This window comes from Micromonospora sp. DT31 (assembly GCF_049841795.1).
Lineage (GTDB): Bacteria > Actinomycetota > Actinomycetes > Mycobacteriales > Micromonosporaceae > Micromonospora.
Genome location: NZ_JBNCKZ010000026.1, coordinates 28,615 through 50,369, shown reverse-complemented (window position 1 = coordinate 50,369; position 21,755 = coordinate 28,615). Strand labels below are relative to the sequence as shown.

The window sequence follows — 21,755 nt, the reverse complement described above, 5'->3', positions numbered from 1 at the left end:
GTTCAAGGACGAAGCCAACCATCCGCACGTTCCGTTACCGAGGCGTGCTGAAGCCTGCAGGCCTTCTGGCCCTGATGGTCGGCAGCCGCATCGTGTCCAACGGCTGCAGCACCGCGCCGACGCGTCCTTCGACCCGACGCACGAGAGTCACCTCGGTGTCCGGGATCAGCGGCACCACCATCAGGCGGGTCCAGCGTGTGGCCCGACCGGCTGGTACATGCTCCTGGATACGGTCGTTCACGCTGGCCAGTCCCGACCGGACCGCGCTCAAGACGTAGCGAACGGCGTTGTTCGAGTCGGCCGCGATGTAGACGGCCGCCACGAACTCCGACCACAGCTTCTCCTCCACGATCTGTAGCAGCGTCGCAGCCGCCGGGATTCGTCGCAGAAGGCTCGCGCCGGCAAGGTCGCAGGCGGTGTCATACGCCTCCGGGCTCAGCGCCCGCCCTCGCGGGTCACTCTTCGTCCCCGCTGTCGTCCAGATCCGCACGTATCCGGTCGGCTCGGCGACGTACGGCCCGCCATTCGGAGACGAGATCGGAGACCGCGGCGAACATGCGCTTCATCTCGGGATCGTCGTAGCCCTTGGTGTCGACCAGCGCGACGCCCTCGCCGTCAACGACCTCGCTCAGATTGGACCTCGCTCAGATTGACCGCCGCGGCGTACAGCTCATCGAGGCGGTCGGGAACTGATCGCGGCGGCGAACAGGTCCTCGGGACTCTCGTGCGTGACGCTCCGCTCGTCGGAGATCTGCGCGAGCTCCCACAGCCGGCTAGAACGTGATCCCGAGCCCTTGGTAAGCAGCGACGGTGCGGCCGAACCCGTCCGTGGACTCCAAGACGGTCACCGACCCGAGGTCGGTGGTCAGCCGCAAGAAGCTCAGCCACCCCGGCGTCTCGGTGCCCCGGTCCTGGATGGAGTCGGCGTGCGGGTTGTGCGAGACCATGTCGGCGGTCCTCGGCGCCATCTGGTCGATCACGTCCTCGGCCGAGTCCATCTCGAAGGCACGATCTACAACAAGGACGGAACCGTCCGGCTGATCGACTTCGATCACAGTCGCTGCGGCCTCGCCGCCCTTCACCTCATACGACTCTCCACCCAGATTTGGCCGCTGCGCCCGGATCTACGTACGAGCTTTCTCGAAGGCTACGGCGAGGTCACAGCCAGGGCGCAACGCGCAGCTGTGTCCACACTTACTTTCTAGTAAAGCTGCCGCCCCAGCACGCCTGCGCACCGGACTGGTCCCGGGGCCCTCGGCATGTTGGTCCTGAGCATCTGAGTTGTTGCCGCGTGGCATCAGCCGTGCTCGGTACTCGACTTTCAACGGGTTACATGAGCCGGGCGGTGCCATTCCGGCTTGGCGCCGGTACGCAGGGAGCTGCCTGCTCCCAATCTGCTCCCAATTTAAGGGGCAACAGTACGGAAGCCCGTTACCGGTGAATCCGGCTACGGGCTTCCTACCTGCACATACTTACGGTGGGCGATACTGGGATCGAACCAGTGACCTCTTCGGTGTGAACGAAGCGCTCTCCCGCTGAGCTAATCGCCCTCAGCGCGCATGACTCTACCCGATCGCCGGCCCGGACCAAAAACCGGGTCTCAGTGGGTTGCGAGGTAGTGCAGGGCCCGCGCCACGACGTCGATGCCGAGGCTGTACTTGAGCGACAGCCACACCACCACGGACACGAACACCAGCCCGATCGCGCCGAGCACGAAGCGCACCGGCAGCGACTGTCGGGTGATCCAGCGGGTCCACGCGTTGACGTGTCGGCGGGTGAACGCGAGCAGCCGTCGGGCCCAGTGGAACTCGACGGCCCAGACGCCGAGGCCGGCGATGACCAGCAGCCACCCCGGGCCGGGCAGAGGGATCAGCGCGACGCCGACGGTGACCACGAGGGCGCCGAGGACACCGATGAAGATCTTGAGGGCGACGCGGCCGGTGGGGTTGGCACGGATGAGGTCGAGCGTGGTGTGCAGCCGTCCGCGCCAGCCACGCGGCCCACGGCGTAGCGTGGGAGCGCTTTTCGAACGCTCGTGCACCGGCACCTCGTACCCCCGCCTTTCGGCTGCTCGGGCCGCACCTTTCGGCGATTCGGCCCTGGTCCTCGACGTCGCCGAGGAGCTCCCCGTGACCATTTCCACCCCCAGTGTCGCCCGGGACCGTCACCCCCGCTGACGACTGGACGTTACCGGAGTAAGTCGACGACTGAACCACCCGTTGCCGGGCGGGACGACGGAGTGGGCGAACCGGAAATCCTACGCGGGGCTGAGCGGTCCCGAGGGTTTTCCGACCCCCTTCCCACCACTGGGTGAAGTCAGCGTATGGCGGAGCGTAGCCAGGAGCAGCACCTGAGTATGGGAAAAGCGGGACACGCGCGTTCCGCAGCGGTGCCGGGGGGAGAACGTCCATGAGTGTCATCCGACCGACGACCGTAGAGGTCGAGACGTCGCTAAGGCTCGTCGCGCCTGACGCCACCGCCTTGCCGGTGCGTGCCAGCCTGCGTTACGACCCTGCTGACCCGTATGCGGTCCATGTCCTGTTCCATGCCGAGTCCGCCGGCGGCGAGGCGGTGAGCTGGTCGTTCGCCCGCGAGCTGCTGGTCACCGGTCTCGACGAGCCGGCCGGTATCGGCGATGTCCGGGTCTGGCCGTGGGCCACTCCGCGGGGTGACTTCGTCGCGTTGGCGTTGTCGTCCCCGGACGGTAACGCCCTGTTCGAGGTCCCGCGCAGTGTGCTGGTGCGGTTCCTGCGTCGGACCTACGTCGTCGTTCCGCGCGGCCGGGAGGCCGAGCACCTGGACGTCGACACCGCGGTGACCCGGCTGCTCGCCGGGCGCTGACACGGCACACCCGGGGCCGCGCGGATCTGCCGAGTCCGCGCGGCCCCGGGCCGTGTCCGCACCGGGTACGCGCTCAGCCGCGCGTGGTGATCCCGCCGTCGACCGGGATGACCGCTCCGGTGAGGTACGCGCCGGCACGCGAGGCCAGGTAGATCGCGGTGCCGGCCATGTCCTCGGGGCGGCCGATCCGGCCCAGCGGCACCTGCTGCTCGATGGCGGCGCGCGATTCCGGGTCGTCCAGGGCGAACGCCATCATCTTGCTCTCGAACGGTCCCGGTGCGATCGCGTTCACGGTGATCTGCTCGCCGGCGAGCTGGTGGGCCAGGCCGCGGGTGAGCATGTGCACGGCGGCCTTGGTGGCGGAGTAGGCGTACACCTCCATCCACGGCACCCGGATGCCGTCGATCGACCCGATGTTGATCACGCGGGCGGGGTCGTCGGCGTCGGCCGCGGCGCGCAGTTGCGGCAGCAGCGCGGTGGTGAGCCGGAACACCGCCTTGACGTTGACCGCCCAGAGCTTGTCGAAGGCGCTGCCCGGGTACTCCTCCAGCGGCGCGCCCCAGGTCGCCCCGGCGTTGTTGACGAGCACGTGCAGCCGGTCGTGGCGCTGCCGTACCGCCTCGGCGAGCGCCAGGGCACCCTCGTCGTCGCCCAGGTCGGCCGGGATGGCCTCGCAGTGTCCCTCGGCGGAGAGTTCCGTGGCCACCGACTCGCACACGTCGGCCTTGCGTGAGGAGATGATCACCCGGGCGCCGGCCCGCACGAAGCCCCGGGCGATCATCAGCCCGATCCCCCGGGAACCGCCGGTGACCAAGACCGTCTTGCCGTCGACCGAGAACAGATCCGTCATGCCCATCCCATCGCCGTCGCCTTCGGGGCCGGGGCCGGTCGCCGGCCCGGTCCTTACCGATCGGTAACGTAACCGTCCGCGGCACACGGCGACAAGAGCGGTGAAACCGTCGGGATGCAACGTGCGCCCGGGCCGGTTACCGTCGGGGTGATGGTCACTACCGGTCAGCCCTCCCCGGCCACCCGCACCGGGCTGTCGGCGCCCCACCTCGGGCCCGGCGCGATCGTCACCGGCGCGCTCGACGACCTCGCGCCCGCACCGGGTTGGCCCCGGCCGGCCATGCTGGATCGCGACCTGCTGATCCTCGTCACCCACGGTCACGGCAGCGCGGAACTGGACTTCCGGGCGCTGCCCTGCCGTCCGGGCACCCTGGTGCGCGCCCGCCCCGGTCAGGTGCTGCGCTGCCTCGGCTCGCAGCTCGACGCGACGGTGGTGGGTTGGGGGCCGGACGCGCTGCGCGGCCTGGACGTGGATCCGGACGCGTTGCCCGCGCACCGCCAGCTCGCCGGCGAGGACGCGGACGCGGTGATCAACGAGGTGAGCCAGTTGGCCGTGGACGCCGACCGGCACGCGCGGCTGCCGGCCGCCGAGGCGCTGCTGCGACACCAGCTCGCCGTGCTGCTGCTGCGGCTGGCCCTGCTGCCGCACCCCGGCGGCACGCCGACCCCGCGGGCCGAGACGGAGACGTTCCGGCGGTTGTGCCGGGAGGTGGAGCGCGGTTACCGGCACACCCGCCGGGTCGAGGACTACGCCGCCGAGCTGGGCTGCTCGGTGCGGACCCTCACCCGGGCCTGCCTGGCGGTGACCGGCCGCAGCGCCAAGCAGGTCATCGACGAGCGGGTGGCGTTGCAGGCGTGCCGGTTGCTGGCCGCCACCGACGAGTCGATCGCCCGGATCGGCCGGGCGCTCGGTTTCCCCGAGCCGACCAACTTCGGCCGGTTCTTCACCCGCGAGGTCGGGGTGAGCCCGGGGACGTTCCGGGCCGACCGGGAGCGTCCCCTGCCCGTCCGTCTGGTGCGACCGCGCCCGCCCGCCGACTCCCCCGCCCCGGCCGGCCAGGCATGATGGCAGGGTGCAGATATCCGCGCGCGGCGACTACGCGGTCCGGGCGGCCCTGAGCCTGGCCACCGCGTACCCCGCCCTGCTGTCCACCCAGGCCATCGCGGCGGAGCAGGACATGCCCCGCAAGTTCCTCGAGGCGGTGCTGGCCGATCTGCGCCGGTCCGGGGTCGTCCGGGCCCAGCGCGGGGCCGAGGGCGGCTACACCCTGGCCCGGCCGCCGCGGGACATCACCATCGGGCATGTGTTGCGCGCCGTCGACGGCCCCCTGGCGGGGGTACGCGGACTGCGCCCGGAGGAGACCCGGTACGAGGGCGCGGCGGAGAACCTGCCCCGCCTCTGGGTGGCGGTACGCGCCTCGGTGCGGCGGGTGGTCGACGAGGTGAGCCTGGACGAGCTGGTCAGCGGTCGGCTGCCGGCGCACGTGCGGCGGCTGACCGCTCAGCCGGACGCGTGGGAGCCGCGGTGAGGTGCCGCGGTCACCACGACGGGCCGGGCCGCTCGTCGAGCGTGGTGGTATAGCGGCCGCGGTGGTGCAGCAGCGGGTCGCCGTCCTCGCCCGCGCCGAGTGCGAGCGGCTCGCCGAGCAGGATGGTGTGGTCGCCGGCGGCGATCCGGCGGACCACCCGGCACAGCAGCACGGCCAGCGCGTCGCCGATCAACGGCACCCCGAACGGCCCGGTGGCCCAGCCCGGGTGGGCGGTGAAGCGGTCGATGCCGCTGGTGGCGAAGATCTCGGCGATCTCCTGCTGCCCGGCGGCGAGCAGGTGCACGGCGACGTGTTCGGCCTGTTCGACAGTCGGCCAGCTCGACGAGGCGCGGCCGAGGCACACCGAGACCAGCGGCGGGTCGAGCGACACCGAGGTGAACGAGGTGGCGGTGAAGCCGGCCGGGGGCAGGTCCGGTCGGATCCGGTTCCCGCGCAGGCCGGGGGTGGTCACCACGGTGACGGTGGAGGCCTGGCGGCGCAGCAGGCCGCGGAACGAGTCGACGTCGACCGGGCGCAGTTCGACGGCCCCGGCGTCGGGCCGGTCCACGGTGGTCACGAGGTGACCCGCCCGCTGGGGCCCGGCGGTGCGGGGGAACTCGTTCCGCTGCGACATGTCCTCATGCTGCCGACCGCCCTCCCGGTCGGTCAAAGCTCTTCCAACAGGTGAGACTGCCGCCGCCGACTTCGCCACGAGCCCATCCCACCAGCATTTAGCACTCCTTAACACCTACCCGTTGAATAGAGATTCTGCCGGGTGCAGCGCCCACCGTCCAGGCCGGACCGCGACCGGGTTTCGCGAATCGACGGACCGGGCATGTTCGATCCCGCAGAGGCAGTGGAGACGAAGGAGGCACCCCCGATGGGCGTCCAGTTCCGCAAGCGCAAGAAGTACGGCCCGCTGATTCTCCACTTCACCCAGAACGGCTTCTCGTCGTGGAGCATCAAGATCGGCCGCTGGTCCTGGAACTCGAACACCCGCGCCCACCGCGTGGACCTTCCGGGGCCGCTGTCCTGGAAGCAGGACAAGACCTGATACCGGTACGTGGATCGGGGCGTCGGCGATTCGCCGGCGCCCCGACCGGTGTCTGTGCCGCCGTGCTCAGGCCGCAGGTTCCGCGCCGGGGACGGCGGCGATGACGACATCCCCGCCGAGCCGGCCGTGCTCCGGGTCACGGGTCACCGCGCCGGCGGCGAGCAGCGAGGTCACCGCGCGGCTGGCGTCGGCCGCCCGGTAGACGGTCGAGGTCATGGCGAAACGCCGCAGCTCGGTGACCGTACGCGACCCGCCGCGATCCAGTTCGGCGAGCAGTTCGCGGCGCAGCGGGCCGGGCTCCGGGTCGAGCGAGATGTCCAGCAGCCGCCCCGCCGGGTCGGCCGGGTCGCGGTACCGCACCCCGGCGTACCCGTCGACCGCCCAGAGCGCCTCCTTGACCGCCTCCAGGCCCCGGTCCGAGCCGGTGGCGTAGCCGAGCAGCCGCGCCGGCCCGCCCTCGGGCACCAGCTCGACCTCGGTGACAAGCGGGAAACCGGCGGCGGTCAGCGCCGGGCGCAACGACCGGTGCGGCGCGGTGACCAGCAACAGCTCGGCCGGACGACCGGATGCGACAGCGGCCAGCAGGCCCGGGTCCGGGTCGGCGCCGTCCACGACCGTGAACAGCGGCGCGCCGGCCGCACCAGCCGCCTTGAGCGCCACCGGGAGCCGGTCCGGCGGGCCGGTCACCACGTGCACGGCAACGTCGGCGGGCAGGGCCACCTCGACGGCGCCGAGACGCGCCGGCAGCTCCGGGTCGCCGTCGGCGAGCACCAGCACGGTCAGCCGCCGTCCGCGCAGCCGGTCGGCGAACTCGGCCACCACCCGCAGCGCCGCCTCCGCGCCGGCGGCGTCCCCACCGGCGTACGCGAGGGTGGCCCGTCGCGCCCGGTGCAGCGCGGTGGGGAGCCAGTGGTCGAGCTGTCGGACGAGCAGCTCGCGCAGGACGGCGTCGGTCGGCATGGTGCCGTTTCTACCCCACCGGCGGGTGGCGCCGGTCGGGAACCCGGTCAGGCCGGGACGGAGACACCCACGCCGCCGCGGGTCTGGCCGCCGTAGCGCTGCCGCTCGCGGTCGAGGTCGAGCCGGCCGATTCGCTTGCGCGCGGCGAGCGCGGCGTCGTCGAGCCGGTCGGCCGGGACGATCCAGACGATTTCGAACTCCAACCCGTCCGGGTCGCGGCCGTAGAGGCTCTTGGTGGTGCCGTGGTCGGACGTGCCGACGAGCGCGCCGGCGGCGGCCAGCCGCTCGGCGGTGACGGCCAGTTCGTCGAGCGTGTCGAGTTCCCAGGCGAGGTGGTAGAGGCCGACGGTGCGCCGGCCGGCCTCGGACGCCGCGGCGCCGCCGATCTCGAACAGGCCGAGGTCGTGGTCGTTGGTGGAGTCGGGCGCCTGGAGGAAGGCCGCGCCCCGGAAGCCGTCCGGCGTCATCGGGATGCGGCGGAAGCCCAGCACGTCGCGGTAGAAGGCGACGCTGCGTTCCAGGTCACTGACGTAGAGGACGGCGTGGTTGAGGCGATGGATTCCCATGTGCCGACCGTACCCGCATTTAGTTGAGCATTCAACAAAGGGGGGTATGATGACCGTCATGACCCGGTGGCTGGACCCTGACGAGCAACGGACCTGGCGGGCCTTCCTGACCGCCTCCCGGGCGCTGATGGACACGCTCGACCGCGAGTTGCAACACGACGCCGGCATGCCACACGCCTACTACGAGATCCTGGTGCGGCTCTCCGAGGCACCCGGACGGCGGCTGCGGATGAACGAGCTGGCCGAGCTCACCGGCTCCTCACGCAGCCGGCTCTCGCACGCCGCCGCCCGGCTGGAGGCCGCCGGCTGGATCCGCCGGGAGGAGTGCCCCACCGACCGGCGCGGGCAGATCGCCGTGCTCACCGACGACGGCTTCGCCACCCTGGCCGCCGCCGCGCCCGGCCACGTCGCCGGGGTGCGCCGACACCTGTTCGACGCGCTCAGCCCCGCCCAGGTCGACCAGCTCCGCCGGATCAGCGAGACCCTCGCCGAGCACCTGACCGGATCGCCACCAAACTGATCCACTCCAGGGGTTGTACATACCGTCGCCGGGTGAGCACGATGGGGCGTGTCCTCCGGCTTCGCTGACCTGACCGTCCAGGCGCACCACCTGGTGTCCGAAGGCGACCTTCCCGGCGCGCGACAGCTGCTCGCCGACGCGCTCAGCGACGCCGACCCGCGACCCGAACAAGCCTCACCCGAGCTGGCCGAGGCCGCCGGCCTACAGGCCCGGGTGCTCGTCGCGCTCGGCGAACCGCACTCCGCCCGGGGCTGGGCCGCGTTCGCGTACGCGGCCACCAGCCGGCTCTACGGGCGCTCCGACGAACGGACCGTCACCGCGGCCGCGGCCCTGGCCGCGGTGCTGCACCGGGTCGGCAGCGACGCCCGGGCCGCCCGGCTGTACTCCGACGTCATCATCGGGCTGACCGCCCTCGACGGGCCGGAGTCCCAACGGGTGCTTGCCGCGCACGCCGACCTGGCCACCGTGGAATACGCGCGCGGCCAGTGCGAGGTGGCCCGCGACCGGTTGCAGGAAGCGTGGGAGCTGCACCGCGAGGTCTACGGCGACGGCCACCCCAGCGGCATCAAGATGCTCGCCAAGCTCGGCGCGATGGAACGCGACTGCGGCCGGTACGTTGACGCCCACGACCACCTGGCGCTGGCCGAGGAACTGGCCCGCCAACACCTGAACGCCGACGACCCGCTCACCGGCCAGGTGGCCGGACTGGCCCGGGCGGAGGCCGACCCCGACCACGCCTGCGCCACCGCCGGACCGCCGCCCCCGGCGGCGCCCGCCGCACCCGTGGCGCCCGCCGCACCCGTGGTGCCCGCCGCCCGGGTCCCGTCGGCCGACGAGGGCCCGCACGACCTGCCGCCCTACACGCCGCCTGCGCTCGACGACCCGGTCGACGCGCCGCTCTACCACCCGCCGGGCCGGGCCGCCGACCCCGGGCGCGTGCCGACGCCACGCACCCCGCCCGAGGCCGACGGGTTCGACGACTACCCGTGGCCGCCCGACGGGGCAAACGAGCAGCCGTGGCGACCCGGCGTGGACCCGCTGCCGCCGACGGTGGTCGGGCTCACCGACGACGAGGCGCCCGGCGTGCGGCACGTGCCGCAGGAGCCCTCGGCACACCTGCCCGTGCACGTGCCCCGGCAGGCGGCCGCACCCCGACGGGCCCTGCCCTGGCTGCCGCTGGTGGTGCTCGGCGTGGTGGTGGCGCTCCTGCTCGGCACCATCGCGGTGATCGCCGGCGTGTCCCGGGTGGACGGCGGCGACCCCGACACCCCGACGACGGCGAGCTCCCCGCCGCCCGCCGCCAGCGGCCCGCCGGCCACCGGCACGCCCCCGCCGGGCACCCCGCAGGCCGCCGCGCCGGGCACCCCGCCGGGGCGGTTCACGCTCACCGACCGGCGCGACAACATCCTGCTGAGCTGGACCTACCCGCCCGGGGCGGAAGGGCCGGTGGTGGTCGCCGGGAGCCGCGCCGGACAGCCGCAGGGCACCTTCGCCACGCTGCCCGCCGGCTCCGCCACCTACGTCGTGTACGGGCTCGACCGCACCACCGACTACTGCTTCACCGTGGCGCTGGCCTGGTCCACCGACACGGTGGCCCGCACCGACCCGGTCTGCACACGCCGCCGCTGACCGTCACTGTCCGTCCGGTTCGGCCAGCGCCGGCAGCCGTAGCGTCACGCGCAGCCCCGGCGCGGCGGCGCCCGGCGTCGCGTCGGCCAACTCCACCGTGCCACCGGCACGGCGCACCAGCTCACGCGCGATGGCCAGGCCCAGGCCGGCGCCGCCGGCGTCGCGGGCCCGCGCGTCGTCGAGCCGGGTGAACCGGGCGAACACCCGCTCGCGCTCCGCCGCCGGGACGCCCGGCCCGTCGTCGGTCACCGTCACCAGGTGGTACGCCCCGTCCGGGCCGCCGACGGCCAACCGCACCTCGGCGTGCGCGTGGCGCAGCGCGTTGTCCACCAGGTTCACCAGCACCCGGCGCAGCTCCCCCGCGTCCCCCTCCACCCACCGCGGCCCGTCCGGGGGCGTCAACCGCACCGGCGGGGACGGATAGCGGGCGGCCACCCCACGCAGCAGCTCCCCCAGCTCCACCGGCCCGACCGGCGCCGGCCGACCCGCCTGCTCGTCGAGACGGGCCAACAGCAGCAGGTCGTCGACCAGGCGGCCGAGTCGCTCGGTGTCGGCGAGCAGGTCGTCGGCCACCGTCGGCCAGTCGGTGTCGCCGCCGAGGCGGCGGGCCACCTCCAACTCGGTGCGCATGTTGGTCAGCGGGCTGCGCAGCTCGTGCGCCGCGTCGGCGACGAACGCGCGCTGCCGGTCCCGGGACGCCGCCAGCCGGTCCAGCATGTCGTTGAGCGTGACCGCGAGGCGGTGGATCTCGTCCCGCCCGGCCGGCACCGGCAGCCGCTCGGCACCCGCCCGCCCGGTGATCTCCGCGGCACCGCTGCGCAGTTGCTCCACCGGGCGCAACGTCGCGCCCACCACCCGCCACGCCACCACCGCCAGCCCGGCCACCAGCAGCGGGAAACCGACGAGCAGCAGGTTGCGCACCACCTGAAGGCTGTGCCGCACGTCGGTGAGCGACTTGGCGACCAGCACCGTGCGGGGTTCCTGCGGGGTGCCGGCCGGCACGGTGACCACCCGCACCGGGCCGGGCATGCCGACCCGCCGCCCGTCCACCACGAGCCGCTGCGGCTGCCCCGGGCGCAACCGGTCCGGGGCCAGCATCGGCACCAGCCGGTCGGCGTCGATCGAGGCCGCCCGGATCCGGCCCTGCGCGTCGACCACCTGCACCCGCAACTGCCCGCCGGCCACCGGCAGCGGGTCCGGCAACGCGTCCTCGGCGGTGAGCAGGGCCACCGCGTCGGCGGTGCGCAGCGCCTCCTCGTCGACCGAGCGCTGCAAGGTCCAGCCGAGCGCGCCGAGCAGCAGCGCCCCGCCCAGCCCGAACCCCACGACGAGCCCGAGCACACCCACCACGAGCAGCCGGGCCCGCAGGCCCAGCCGCGGCAGCGGGCGGCGTACCCGCCGGCTCATGCGGCCAGCCGGTAGCCGGCGCCGCGGACCGTCTCCAACCGCTCCCGGCCGATCTTGCGGCGCAGGTAGCCGACGTAGACCTCCACCGCGTTCGGCGCGGTGTCCACCGAGGCGTCCCAGACGTGGTCCAGCAGCTCGGTCTTGGACACCACCTCGCCGGGGCGGCGCATCAGGTAGTCCAGCAGCGCGTACTCGCGGCTGGTCAGCACCACCTCCACCTCGGCCCGGGTGACCCGCCGCCGGGCCGGATCCAGCCGCAGGTCACCGACCGTGAGCACCGCCGGTCGTCGAGGGGCGCCCCGACGCAGCAGCGCCCGCAGCCGGGCTAGCAGCACCACGTACGAGAAGGGCTTGGTGAGGTAGTCGTCGGCGCCGCAGTCCAGGCCGTCGGCCTGGTCGTACTCGCCGTCCTTGGCCGAGAGCATGAGCACCGGCAGCCAACGCCGCTCGGCACGCAGCCGGCGCACCACCTCGTAGCCGGACAGGCCCGGCAGCATCACGTCCAGGATCATCGCGTCGTACTCGCCGTGCCGGGCGGCGTCCAGCCCGGCCGGGCCGGTGGCCGCCACGTCCACCACGAAACCCTCCGCGGACAGGCCCCGGCGCAACGCGGCGGCGAGCCGCGTCTCGTCCTCCACCACCAGCAACCGCACCGGTCCAGGGTGCCACCACGGGGGCACCCGTAGGGGATCTCCTCAGCGTCGTCACAGCGATGATCGCGCAGCATGGGGCGCAGGAGGTGCACACTATGACCGTGATGAAGAACCGCTCCGTACTGCGCTGGCTGGTCCCGGTGACCGCGGGGGTCGCCGTGATCGGCGGTGGCGCCGCCGTCGGCACGTTCGCCGCCGGCGCCGACCCGGCGCTGCCCCCGCGCAGCGCCGCCCAACTCCTGGAAGACCTGCGCACGTCCCGGCTGGACGGGCTCTCCGGCACCGTGGTGCAGCGTGCCGACCTGGGCCTGCCGCCGATCGCCGCGCTCGCCGGCCGGGCCGCCGGCAACGGGCTGGCCGGTCTGGTCAGCGGCACGCACACGCTGCGTGTCTGGTACGCCGGCGAGGAGCGGCAGCGGGTGGCCCTGGTCGACACACTCGGCGAGCAGGACGTGCTGCGCAACGGCCGGGACGTGTGGACCTGGAACAGCCGGGAGAACACCGCCACGCACCGCACGCTGCCGGCCGGCGCCACCGACCGGGAGAGCATGCCGGCCACCCCGGCCGACGCCGCCGACCGGGCGCTGGAGGCGATCGACCCCACCACCGCGGTCACCGTCGGCCGGACCGCCACCGTGGCCGGTCGGGACGCGTACGAGTTGGTGCTCACCCCACGCGACAAGACCTCGCTGGTGCACCAGGTGCGGATCGCGCTGGACGCGAAGGAGCACGTGCCGCTGCGCTTCCAGGTGCTGGCCGACGGGCAGGACGAGCCGGCGTTGCAGGTGGCGTTCACCCAGGTCGACTTCCGCACCCCGGCCGACGACCAGTTCCGGTTCAACCCGCCGCCCGGCGTCAAGGTCACCGAGGCCTCGGCCGACGAGCGGCCCGGACCGGCGGCCGGGCGGTCCGACAAGCCGGACGCGGACCGGCCGGACGTGCGTACCGTCGGCACCGGCTGGACCACGGTGGTGGTCGCCAAGCTCGACCAGCCCGCCGCGGCGGCGGGCGGCGCGAAGCCCGGTGCCCCGGGTGGCGCGAAGCCCGGCGCGGACGCCCTCGCCGGGGTGCTGGGTGATCTGCCGAAGGTCAACGGCGACTGGGGCAGCGGCAAGCTGCTCAGCGGCAAGCTGTTCAGTGTGCTGCTGACCGACGACGGCCGGGTGCTGGCCGGGCTGGTCACGCCGGAGCGGCTCTACCAGGTGGCAAAGGGCTGACCGTGCGGTGCCCGGGGCCCGGTCGGCATCACGCCGACCGGGCCCCGGACCGTGTCCGGGCTTGGTCGGACGACCGACGGCGCGCTATCTTTCTCAGTTCAGGCACAAAAAAGGAATGGCTGTGAATGCCATTCCTTTCGGGAATTGTAGTCAATGAGGAGCCGGATTGTCAACGCACTCCGACGTGTCGGCTGACCTGCGCCAGGACCACGAGATCGATCGTGAGCAGGAATACGTCTCGATGCTCTACGAGCGGCTGGACGGCCTGCGGGAACAGGCCGCGCACCGCCTCGACGAGGAGTTGCGCCACACCGGCGGCACCCAGCAGGCCCGCTCGCAGCGCGACGTCACCGTGGCGATGTACGCCGACCAGGTCGAGCAGTTCTCCGCCGTCGAATCCGGCCTCTGCTTCGGCCGCCTCGACGGCGACGACGGCGCCAGCCGCTACATCGGCCGGATCGGCATCTTCGACACCGCCGGCGACTACGACCCGCTGCTGATGGACTGGCGCGCCCCCGCCGCCCGCCCGTTCTACCTGGCCACCGCCGCCAACCCGCAGGGCGTACGCCGGCGCCGGCACCTGCGCACCCACGACCGCAAGGTCACCGGGCTCAACGACGAGGTGCTGGACATCACCACGGCCTCCCCCACCGCCCACGAGGAGCTGACCGGTGAGGCGTCGCTGCTCGCCGCGCTCAACGCCGGCCGGACCGGGCGGATGCGCGACATCGTCGAGACCATCCAGGTCGAGCAGGACCGCATCATCCGCGCCGACCTGCCGGGGGTCATGGTGGTGCAGGGCGGGCCCGGCACCGGCAAGACCGCGGTGGCGCTGCACCGGGCCGCGTACCTGCTCTACACCCACCGCCAGCAGCTCTCCACCCGGGGCGTGCTGCTGATGGGGCCGAACGCCACGTTCCTGCGCTACATCTCCCAGGTGCTGCCCGCACTCGCCGAGACCGGGGTCCTGCTGCGCACCCAGGCCGACCTGTTCCCCGGCGTGCACGCCCGGCGCACCGAGCCGGCCACCACCGCGGCGCTCAAGGGCCGCGCCGTGCTGACCGAGGTGCTGGCCCGGGCGGTTCGGGACCGGCAGTGGGTACCGGACGAGCCGCTCCGCATCGAACTGCCCCAGCGGGAGGTGCTGACGCTCGACCCGGAAACCGTGCGCCAGGCCCGGGACCGGGTACGCCGCACCGGCCGACCGCACAACCTGGCCCGTGCGCTGTTCGACGTGGAGATCGTGCACGCCCTCGCCGGTCAGGTGGCCGAGCGGATCGGCGCCGACCCGCTCGGCGGGGAGAACCTGCTCTCCGAGGCCGACCGGGCCGAGCTGCGCCGGGAACTGCGCGAGGAACCGGAGATCCGCGCCACGCTCGACGAACTGTGGCCGGTGCTCACCCCGCAGCGTCTGCTGGCCGACCTGTACGCATCGCCGGACCGGATCGCCGCCGCCGCGCCGATGCTCACCGACGCCGAGCGGGCCGCCCTGCACCGCGAGCCGGGCGGCTGGACCCCGGCCGACGTGCCGTTGCTGGACGAGATCGCCGAGCTGCTCGGCGAGGACGAACGCGCCGCCGTGGCCCGCCGGGAACGGGTCCGGGCGCTGGAACGCGAGTACGCCGAGGGTGTGCTGGAGATCTGGCGCGGATCCCGCTCCATCGACGTGGAGGACGAGGCGGAGGGCGGCGAGATCCTCGGCGTCACCGACCTGATCGACGCCGACCGGCTGTCCGAACGGCAGGAGGAGTCCGACCGGCTCACCACCGCCCAGCGCGCCGCCGCCGACCGGACGTGGGCGTTCGGGCACGTCATCGTGGACGAGGCGCAGGAACTGTCGCCGATGGCCTGGCGGCTGCTGATGCGCCGCTGCCCCAGCCGGTCGATGACGATCGTCGGGGATGTGGCCCAGACCGGCGCGCTGGCCGGCACCCCGTCCTGGGCGGAGGCGCTGGCCCCGTACGTGGCGGACCGGTGGCGGCTGGAGGAGTTGACCGTCAGCTACCGGACGCCGGCGGAGATCATGGCGGTCGCCGCCGACGTGCTCACCGAGATCGACCCGGGCCTGCGCCCACCCCGCTCGGTACGCGCCACCGGCGTACCGCCGTGGGACCGGTCCGTCCCGGCGGACCGGCTCGTCGCGGAACTGGTCGCGGCGGCCACCCGGGAGGCAGCGTCGCTCGGCGACGGGCGGCTCGGCGTGCTCGTGCCGACCGGGCGGGTGGACGAACTGGGCGCCGCGATCGTCGCCGCGCTGCCCGAGGCGGCCGTGGGCGAGCAACCCGAGCTGGTCAACCGGGTGGTGGTGCTAACCACCGAGCAGGCCAAGGGGTTGGAGTTCGACTCGGTGCTGGTGGTCGAGCCGGACCGGATCGTGGCGGAGTCCCCGCGCGGCCACAGCGACCTCTACGTGGCCCTGACCCGCGCCACCCAGCGACTGGGCATCCTTCGCGCGTGCGGCACGGCCCCCGCCTGACGTCTGCGGTGCAGGCGAGGGCCGCACGTGCCACGTCGGCACCCGTCAGCCCGGATCGGCGCCCTCGTCGGTGAAGTTGCCGACCTGGGCGCCGCTCGACGAGTTGTCGCTCGTGGAGCCGCCGGCCGGGGTGCTCAACCCGCCCGTGCCGGCGTCCCCGGTGGTGGTCGGCGCCACCGTGTCCCGGTGCTGTTCCGGCTGGCGGGCCACCCGGCGGACGCTCGCCGGGCCGGCCGTGCCGCCGGTCGTGGTCACCGCGCCCTGGCCGCGGGTGGGCCCGCCGTCACGCAGCACGGCCGGGTCCACCGGCACGTGCGCCGGGTCGTCCGGGTCGAGTTCCTGGCGCATCCGTTCCACGTCGGTCTGCGGCACGGTGACCTCGTCGAGCGCGCCCTCGCCGTACACCCCGCCGGCGATGCGCTGTTCGGCCCGCCGGGCGGCGTCCTGCCGCATGTCGTCCTCACGCACGTCAACCACCTCGCAGTTCGGTCGGGATAACGGTGTGGCGTGCCCGAGGGTGGGTGGCTGAAACCGGAACCGGAACCGGCGCCGAGTTGCCCGGTTCGTGGCCGGATGTCGGGTTCCTCGGGCCGGCCGGCACGGGACGGCCCGGTGTCGGGGAATCCGGCGTTACCTTGTCCGCGACGCCGGGTAGACCCAGGGTGCCCCCGCCACCGAGCGCGAACCGCGCCGTGGCCGACCGCGGTAGCGGGGCGAGGGGTGGGCAGGGAAAGACTCATCAAATCCGAGGAGGACCAGATGAGCACGCAGGCTGCATCCACCAGGCCGATGAACCGGCCCGCGAACGACGTCCAGAACCGGGCGAGCATGCACGACACGTCGACCCGTCCGATGCCGTCCATGCACGACGGTCACCGGGAGCAGATGCCGTCCCCGGGTACGGAGACGAAGCAGGCGTTCCTGACCACCGAGTTCTGGGTGTACGCCGCCGCTGTCGCGCTCGTCGCGATCGCCGCGTTCTGGAAGGGCACCACCGCCAACGGCCTGAACATCAACAACCCGAACCAGGCCTGGTGGTACCTGACCGCGCTGACCGGCGCGTACCTGGTCAGCCGAGGCCTGTCCAAGGCGGGCAGCGCACGCCGCTCCGGCAAGGAGCGTCGCGGCGGAAAGTGACCGCACCCCGCGAACGAACGACGCCCCCGGGATCCGTCCCGGGGGCGTCGTCGCGTGCGGTCACTCCTCGCCGAAGTCCCCCGAGTCGTCGCCGCCCTCGAAGGCGCCCTCGATCATCTCACCGGCGACCATGCCGCCGGCGACGCCCAGCGCGGCGCCCGCGACCATGCCACCCATGCCCGGCCCCCGCCGCCCGTGGTGCCCCGGGTAGCCGTGGCCACCGCCGTGCGGCATGCCGAAGCCCTGCGTGCGCAGGTTGCCGTAGCGGCCGGTGGTCTCCCGCAACCAGCCGTCCACGACCGGCACCCAGTCGGTGCGCGCGGCCTCGCCGTGCGGGATCGAGTAGCGGCCGACGACGTCGTGCCCGGCGCTGAGGAAGCCGCCGCGCTTGTCGCACTCCAGGATCACCTCGACACCCTGCGGGCTGGTCACGAACGTCAGCTCGACCTCGCTGACCGTCCGCGCGTACTGCGGCGCGGCGAAGAACTCGATCTCCTGGTAGAACGGCAGCGTCTGCGGCACGCCGTAGATGTGCCCCCGCTCCAGGTCGGCGTGCTTGAACCGGAAGCCGAGCGCCTGGAACGCCTCGAGGATCCGCTCGTGGACCGGCAGCGGGTGCACCGACACCTGGTCCAGGTCGGACTTGTCGACGGCCCGGGCCACCGCCAGTTCGGTACGCAGGCCCATGGTCATGCCGCGCAGCCGCTGCCCGTACACGTCGGTGATCGGGGTCTCCCACGGCACCGCCATCTGGAACGGCAGTGACAGCTGCTGCTTGGGCGCCAACTCGAACGCGCCGCTGACCTGCATCCGGTGGAACTCCATGACGCCGGCGTACTCGCTGTCGCCGCTCTCGATCTCGACCCGGGTGACCAGGCCGATGGTGACCTGCTCGATGCGCGCCGGCCCGTCGCCGCCGACCAGGTTGACGTGCCCGTCCAGGGTCAGGCCGGGACGGGTGTTCGGGTTGGTGAGCACCGTGTCGACGCTCGGCCCACCCACGCCGAACGCGCTCAACATCTTCTTGAAGACCATCGGTCACTCCCGCAGGACGGCGCTCCGACATGGACCGTCGGAGGCGTGGTCAGGGCACCCTAAATGCCGCAACTGAAAGGTGGCTGTGAGGCAGGGCGGGTCACTGGAGTCCCTCGTCCTGGTGCTCGGTCTCCAGGTGCGCGGGCGCGTCGTCCTGCGGCGTGATCCGGATCGTGCTGGTCTTGATCCGGCCTTCGATCTTGCCGTAGCAGACCTGCGGGAGGGGCTTGTCCGCCGGCACCAGTGCGACCTCCGGGAACTCGTCGCACCGCCTGTCGCTCCAGTCGCCCTGGTAGCGGCGGTGGAAGTGGGCCAGCAAGCCCTCCCGGGTGACCACCGTCTGCTTGGCGCTCGCCGTCCACTCAAAGGTGTAGGAGCCCGACGGCTTGGCGACGACCGTGAAGACCACGTCGAGCCCGGCGTAGGTGACCGTGCAGTCGAAGGTGGCCCCGTGCTCGCCGGTGAACCCCTTGTTGTCGCACCGGCTGGTCATCGGCTTCAGCACGCCGGCCGAGTTGAGGACGTTCTGTTCGAGCGTGTAGCGGATGCTCGGGTCGGGCCGGCCGTAGAGCAGGTTGGGTTTCGGCCACGTCGGCTTCGGCGACTCGGGCACCGTCGGCGAGGGCACCGGGGAACCCCGGCCCTCCAGGTCGTCCTGGTTGATCACATTGGTGATGAGCTGACCGACGCCGCAGAGTCCGCCACAGGCGAGCAGTGCCCCGATCACCGCCAGCAGGACCTTGCGGCCGCTGCGCTTCGCCGGTTGTGGTCGCTGGCCCTCCGGCTGTGCCGGGACCTGCGGGAACTGTGGTCCACCATCCATCATGTCTCCCCCGTTGATCTTGACGGGGGAGAGAGTAGCCCAGAACGGCCCACCCGTCAGTCCGCCCGGACCACCACCAGCTCGCCGACCTGTTCGCCGAGCTGCCGGCGGGCCTCCGGCGACAGGGCGGCGTCGGTGATCAGCACGTCGGCCTCCTCCAGCGGGGCGATGGTGGCGATGCCGATGGTCTCCCACTTGGTGTGGTCGGCGAGCACCACAAGCCGCCGGGCCGAGCCGATCAGCCGCCGGTTCACCGCCGCCTCCAACAGGTTGGGGGTGGTGAAGCCGGTCCGCGGGCTCATCCCGTGCACGCCGAGGAAGAGCAGGTCGACGTTGAGCGCGGCGATCGCCGCCTCCGCGACCGGGCCGGTCAGCGCGTCCGACGGGGTGCGGATGCCGCCGGTGAGCACGACGGTCTGGTCGGCGCGCGGGTTCTGGTAGAGCGCGTCGGCGACCGGGATCGAGTTGGTGACCACGGTCAGCCCGCGGACCTCGGCCAGCCGGGCGGCCAGCGCGGCGGTGGTGGTGCCGGCGGACAGCGCCACCGCCATCCCCGGTTCGACGAGCCCGGCGGCCCACTCCACGATGGCGCGTTTCTCGGCCTGCTGCCGGGCCGACTTGGCGGCGAAACCGGGCTCCTCGGTGGAACCGGGGCCGGCCAGCGTCGCCCCGCCGTGCACCTTGTCGACAAGTCCGCGTTCGGCCAGCACCTCCAGGTCGCGGCGGATGGTCATGTCGGACACACCGAAGCGGCTGACCAGGTGGCTTACCCGGACGCCTCCGCGCTGGCGGATCAGCTCCAGGATGGCGCTCTGCCGTTGCTGGGCGAGCATCAGACCTCCACCTCCCGGACCACCGCCACCTCCACCTCGCGGACCACCGCCACCTCCCCCGCCGGCACCACCAGTTCGCCGTCGCAGCGGTCACCGGCGAGCAGTTCGACGCCGGTGACCGGCAGCCGGGCTGGCCCGTCGGTGTGGTTGACCACGAACAGCCAGCTCCGTCGGCTCGATCGACGCCGGACCACCTCCACCCCGGCCGGCGCGGGCACCGGCGGCCGGACACCGGTCTCGGTGAGCAGCCGCGCCACCAGGCGGTCGGTGGCCGCCTCGTCGAGACGGGTGCCGACGTACCAGGCGGCGCCGGCGCCGACGGCACGCCGGGTCAGCGCCGGCACGCCCGGCAACGGCCCGTCGGCGTACGCGGCGAGCACCTCGGCGTCCGGCGCGTGCAGCCACTCGGTCCACACGTCGGCGCCCGCGCCGTCGTCGAGGCGTACCGTCTCGCCCGCGCGCAGCGGGAAGAACTCCTCGACGTGCACGCCGAGCAGGTCCCGCAACGCGCCGGGGTAGCCGCCGAGCCGGACGTGGTCGTGCTCGTCGACGATGCCGCTGAAGTAGGTGACCAGGGCGGTGCCGCCGGACTCGACGAACCGGCGCAGCGCGTCGGTGTCGCCGTCGCGGGTGAGGTAGAGCGTGGGCACCAGGACGAGCCGGTAGCGGGACAGGTCGGCCGACGGGTGCACCACGTCGGCGGTGATCCCGGCCCGCCACAGCGCCCCGTGCCAGGTGGACAGCTGGTCGGTGTAGGTGACGTCGACGCTGGGGTGGGAGTCGAGTTCCACCCCCCACCACGCCTCGTAGTCGAACAGCAGGGCGACGTCGGCGTCGACCCGGCTGCCGCGTACCTCGGCCAGCGCGCGCAGGTCCGCGCCGAGCCGGCACACCTCGCGGAACACCTTGGTGTCCGGCCCGGCGTGCGGAACCAGCGCGGAGTGGAACTTCTCCGCGCCGGCCCGGGAGGCCCGCCACTGGAAGAACAGCACCCCGTCGGCGCCGCGCGCCACGTGGGCGAGGCTGTTGCGGCGCAACTGGCCGGGCGTCTTGGCCACGTTGCGGGGCTGCCAGTTGACCGCGCTCGTGGAGTGCTCCATGAGCAGCCACGGCGCGCCTCCGGCGACGCCGCGGGTCTGGTCGGCGGCGAGCGCGAGGTTGACGTGGGCGCGCGGGTCGGCGGCGGCGAGGTAGTGGTCGTTGGCCACCACGTCCACGTCGGCGGCCCAGGAGTGGTAGTCCAGGTACTTGATCCCGGTGCCGATCATGAAGTTCGTGGTGACCGGCTGCGGGACGAGCCGCTCCAGCAGGTCCCGCTCGGCGCGCAGTTGGCCGCGTTGCTCGTCGGAGGAGAACCGCAGGAAGTCCAGCTGCTGGGTCGGGTTGGCGAACGTGGGCGCGGTGCGCGGCGGGTTGATCTCGGCCCAGTCGTGGTAGCGCTGGCTCCAGAAGGCGGTGCCCCAGGCGGTGTTGAGCGCGTCCAGGTCGCCGTACCGCGCGCGCAGCCAGCCGCGGAACGCCTCGGCGCTCACGTCGCAGTAGCAGTGCACGTTGTGGCAGCCGAGTTCGTTGGACACGTGCCAGAGCACGACGGCCGGGTGGTCGGCGTACCGGCGGGCGACCGCCTCGACCAGGGCCAGCGAGCGCTCGCGGAAGATCGGTGAGCTGGGGCAGTACGCCTGCCGGCCGCCGGGCCAGAGCACGGCGCCGTCTGCGCGCCGGGGCAGCGTCTGCGGGTGCCGGTGCGCCAGCCACGGTGGTGGGCTGGCGGTGGCGGTGGCCAGGTCGACGCGGATGCCACCGGCGTGCAGCAGGTCGATCGCGCGGTCGAGCCAGCCGAACTCGAAGCGGTCGGGGGCGGGTTCCAGCAGCGCCCAGGAGAAGATGCCGACCGACACCAGGTTGACCCCGGCGCGGTGCATCAGCTCGACGTCCTCGGCCCACACCGGTTCGGGCCACTGCTCGGGGTTGTAGTCGGCGCCGTACCAGATGCCCGCACCGTGCCAGTTCCGCATGACAGCAGAGGGTGCCCCCGAACGACAACCAAGTCAACACTTTCCAACATCGACGGTCGTTCCAACGTTTACCGCAGCTTTTCCGTATCACACCACCGATAGGGCGGCCCGCCTTGCCCCTTGACAGCGCCGGGACAAGGGGTAGCTTCAAGCGCCACCGGCTGTTTTTGTTTGGACGTGTGGATTCTCGGTGGATCCCTCACGGCCGACA

23 protein-coding genes and 1 tRNA gene are annotated in these 21,755 nt (G+C 72.9%); 9 read left to right on the top strand and 15 right to left on the bottom strand.

Annotated elements, in window-relative coordinates; genetic code table 11:
• Positions 1–34: 34 nt before the first annotated feature.
• The 4 genes from ACLQ2X_RS26790 to ACLQ2X_RS26775 all read right to left on the bottom strand — a co-directional run bounded on the left by ACLQ2X_RS26790 (position 35) and on the right by ACLQ2X_RS26775 (position 2,137).
• Positions 35–349 carry a hypothetical protein gene (locus ACLQ2X_RS26790; RefSeq protein WP_334463777.1) on the bottom strand — a complete coding sequence of 105 codons (315 nt, stop codon included), beginning with the start codon at positions 347–349 and terminating at the stop codon, positions 35–37.
• Between the two features lie 424 nt (positions 350–773).
• A complete protein-coding gene (locus tag ACLQ2X_RS26785; RefSeq protein WP_334463776.1) occupies positions 774–1,082 on the bottom strand; it encodes a hypothetical protein in 309 nt (102 codons plus the stop codon).
• Between the two features lie 396 nt (positions 1,083–1,478).
• Positions 1,479–1,550 (bottom strand) — tRNA-Val (locus ACLQ2X_RS26780).
• Between the two features lie 50 nt (positions 1,551–1,600).
• Positions 1,601–2,137, bottom strand: a complete 537-nt coding sequence (locus ACLQ2X_RS26775) for a TIGR02611 family protein (RefSeq protein WP_425683853.1) — start codon at positions 2,135–2,137, stop codon at positions 1,601–1,603.
• 272 nt (positions 2,138–2,409) lie between these two features.
• Between ACLQ2X_RS26775 and ACLQ2X_RS26770 the strand changes: the two genes are divergently transcribed.
• Positions 2,410–2,841: an SsgA family sporulation/cell division regulator gene (locus tag ACLQ2X_RS26770; RefSeq protein WP_053653619.1), complete on the top strand. Its 432-nt coding sequence runs from the start codon at positions 2,410–2,412 to the stop codon at positions 2,839–2,841.
• 73 nt (positions 2,842–2,914) lie between these two features.
• Here the strand turns inward: ACLQ2X_RS26770 and ACLQ2X_RS26765 are convergent, their stop codons facing one another.
• Positions 2,915–3,691: a glucose 1-dehydrogenase gene (locus ACLQ2X_RS26765; protein ID WP_425683852.1), complete on the bottom strand. Its 777-nt coding sequence runs from the start codon at positions 3,689–3,691 to the stop codon at positions 2,915–2,917.
• A 150-nt stretch (positions 3,692–3,841) separates the two neighbouring features.
• Between ACLQ2X_RS26765 and ACLQ2X_RS26760 the strand changes: the two genes are divergently transcribed.
• Both ACLQ2X_RS26760 and ACLQ2X_RS26755 read left to right on the top strand, forming a co-directional pair.
• On the top strand, positions 3,842–4,756 hold the full coding sequence (locus ACLQ2X_RS26760) for a helix-turn-helix transcriptional regulator (protein ID WP_425683851.1): 915 nt from the start codon (positions 3,842–3,844) through the stop codon (positions 4,754–4,756).
• A 7-nt stretch (positions 4,757–4,763) separates the two neighbouring features.
• The gene (locus ACLQ2X_RS26755) at positions 4,764–5,219 is read left to right on the top strand and encodes an RrF2 family transcriptional regulator (RefSeq protein WP_425683850.1); all 456 of its coding nucleotides are present in this window, start codon (positions 4,764–4,766) and stop codon (positions 5,217–5,219) included.
• Positions 5,220–5,229: 10 nt separating this feature from the next.
• Here ACLQ2X_RS26755 and ACLQ2X_RS26750 read toward each other — a convergent pair whose 3' ends face one another.
• The gene (locus ACLQ2X_RS26750) at positions 5,230–5,796 is read right to left on the bottom strand and encodes a flavin reductase family protein (protein WP_425683861.1); all 567 of its coding nucleotides are present in this window, start codon (positions 5,794–5,796) and stop codon (positions 5,230–5,232) included.
• Positions 5,797–6,099: 303 nt separating this feature from the next.
• Here ACLQ2X_RS26750 and ACLQ2X_RS26745 point away from each other — a divergent pair, with 303 nt between their 5' ends.
• Positions 6,100–6,273 carry a DUF4236 domain-containing protein gene (locus ACLQ2X_RS26745; protein ID WP_425683860.1) on the top strand — a complete coding sequence of 58 codons (174 nt, stop codon included), beginning with the start codon at positions 6,100–6,102 and terminating at the stop codon, positions 6,271–6,273.
• A gap of 66 nt (positions 6,274–6,339) precedes the next feature.
• On the opposite strand, the gene ACLQ2X_RS26740 is transcribed toward ACLQ2X_RS26745, so the two are convergent.
• Entirely contained in the window at positions 6,340–7,233 is an 894-nt protein-coding gene (locus tag ACLQ2X_RS26740) for a hypothetical protein (protein ID WP_425683849.1), read from the bottom strand.
• Positions 7,234–7,280: 47 nt separating this feature from the next.
• A complete protein-coding gene (locus ACLQ2X_RS26735) occupies positions 7,281–7,799 on the bottom strand; it encodes a VOC family protein (RefSeq protein ID WP_425683848.1) in 519 nt (172 codons plus the stop codon).
• A gap of 49 nt (positions 7,800–7,848) precedes the next feature.
• On the opposite strand from ACLQ2X_RS26735, the gene ACLQ2X_RS26730 reads away from it, so the two are divergent.
• Complete coding sequence (locus ACLQ2X_RS26730) at positions 7,849–8,319, top strand: MarR family winged helix-turn-helix transcriptional regulator (protein ID WP_425683847.1); 471 nt, start codon at positions 7,849–7,851, stop codon at positions 8,317–8,319.
• A gap of 48 nt (positions 8,320–8,367) precedes the next feature.
• On the top strand, positions 8,368–9,948 hold the full coding sequence (locus ACLQ2X_RS26725; RefSeq protein WP_425683846.1) for a tetratricopeptide repeat protein: 1,581 nt from the start codon (positions 8,368–8,370) through the stop codon (positions 9,946–9,948).
• A gap of 3 nt (positions 9,949–9,951) precedes the next feature.
• On the opposite strand, the gene ACLQ2X_RS26720 is transcribed toward ACLQ2X_RS26725, so the two are convergent.
• Positions 9,952–11,355 carry a sensor histidine kinase gene (locus ACLQ2X_RS26720; protein ID WP_425683845.1) on the bottom strand — a complete coding sequence of 468 codons (1,404 nt, stop codon included), beginning with the start codon at positions 11,353–11,355 and terminating at the stop codon, positions 9,952–9,954.
• On the bottom strand, positions 11,352–12,008 hold the full coding sequence (locus ACLQ2X_RS26715; protein WP_425683844.1) for a response regulator transcription factor: 657 nt from the start codon (positions 12,006–12,008) through the stop codon (positions 11,352–11,354). The genes ACLQ2X_RS26720 and ACLQ2X_RS26715 overlap by 4 nt, the downstream gene beginning before the upstream one ends.
• A 95-nt stretch (positions 12,009–12,103) precedes the next feature.
• Between ACLQ2X_RS26715 and ACLQ2X_RS26710 the strand changes: the two genes are divergently transcribed.
• Together ACLQ2X_RS26710 and ACLQ2X_RS26705 are read left to right on the top strand one after the other, a co-directional pair.
• Positions 12,104–13,225 (top strand): LolA family protein, encoded by a 1,122-nt coding sequence (locus tag ACLQ2X_RS26710; RefSeq protein WP_425683843.1) that lies wholly within the window; start codon positions 12,104–12,106, stop codon positions 13,223–13,225.
• Positions 13,226–13,466: 241 nt separating this feature from the next.
• Complete coding sequence (locus ACLQ2X_RS26705; RefSeq protein ID WP_425683859.1) at positions 13,467–15,701, top strand: HelD family protein; 2,235 nt, start codon at positions 13,467–13,469, stop codon at positions 15,699–15,701.
• A gap of 45 nt (positions 15,702–15,746) precedes the next feature.
• Here ACLQ2X_RS26705 and ACLQ2X_RS26700 read toward each other — a convergent pair whose 3' ends face one another.
• Positions 15,747–16,169, bottom strand: coding sequence for a hypothetical protein (locus ACLQ2X_RS26700; RefSeq protein ID WP_425683842.1), 423 nt, complete (start codon positions 16,167–16,169; stop codon positions 15,747–15,749).
• Positions 16,170–16,460: 291 nt separating this feature from the next.
• Between ACLQ2X_RS26700 and ACLQ2X_RS26695 the strand changes: the two genes are divergently transcribed.
• Positions 16,461–16,838, top strand: coding sequence for a hypothetical protein (locus ACLQ2X_RS26695; protein WP_425683841.1), 378 nt, complete (start codon positions 16,461–16,463; stop codon positions 16,836–16,838).
• A gap of 60 nt (positions 16,839–16,898) precedes the next feature.
• Here the strand turns inward: ACLQ2X_RS26695 and ACLQ2X_RS26690 are convergent, their stop codons facing one another.
• The 4 genes from ACLQ2X_RS26690 to ACLQ2X_RS26675 form a co-directional block, all read right to left on the bottom strand.
• The gene (locus ACLQ2X_RS26690; protein ID WP_425683840.1) at positions 16,899–17,873 is read right to left on the bottom strand and encodes a sporulation protein; all 975 of its coding nucleotides are present in this window, start codon (positions 17,871–17,873) and stop codon (positions 16,899–16,901) included.
• Between the two features lie 100 nt (positions 17,874–17,973).
• Positions 17,974–18,696, bottom strand: coding sequence for a hypothetical protein (locus ACLQ2X_RS26685; RefSeq protein WP_425683839.1), 723 nt, complete (start codon positions 18,694–18,696; stop codon positions 17,974–17,976).
• 56 nt (positions 18,697–18,752) lie between these two features.
• Positions 18,753–19,529: a DeoR/GlpR family DNA-binding transcription regulator gene (locus ACLQ2X_RS26680; protein ID WP_425683838.1), complete on the bottom strand. Its 777-nt coding sequence runs from the start codon at positions 19,527–19,529 to the stop codon at positions 18,753–18,755.
• A complete protein-coding gene (locus ACLQ2X_RS26675) occupies positions 19,529–21,544 on the bottom strand; it encodes a beta-galactosidase (protein ID WP_425683837.1) in 2,016 nt (671 codons plus the stop codon). Before ACLQ2X_RS26675 ends, ACLQ2X_RS26680 begins: the two co-directional genes overlap by 1 nt.
• Positions 21,545–21,755: the final 211 nt, after the last annotated feature.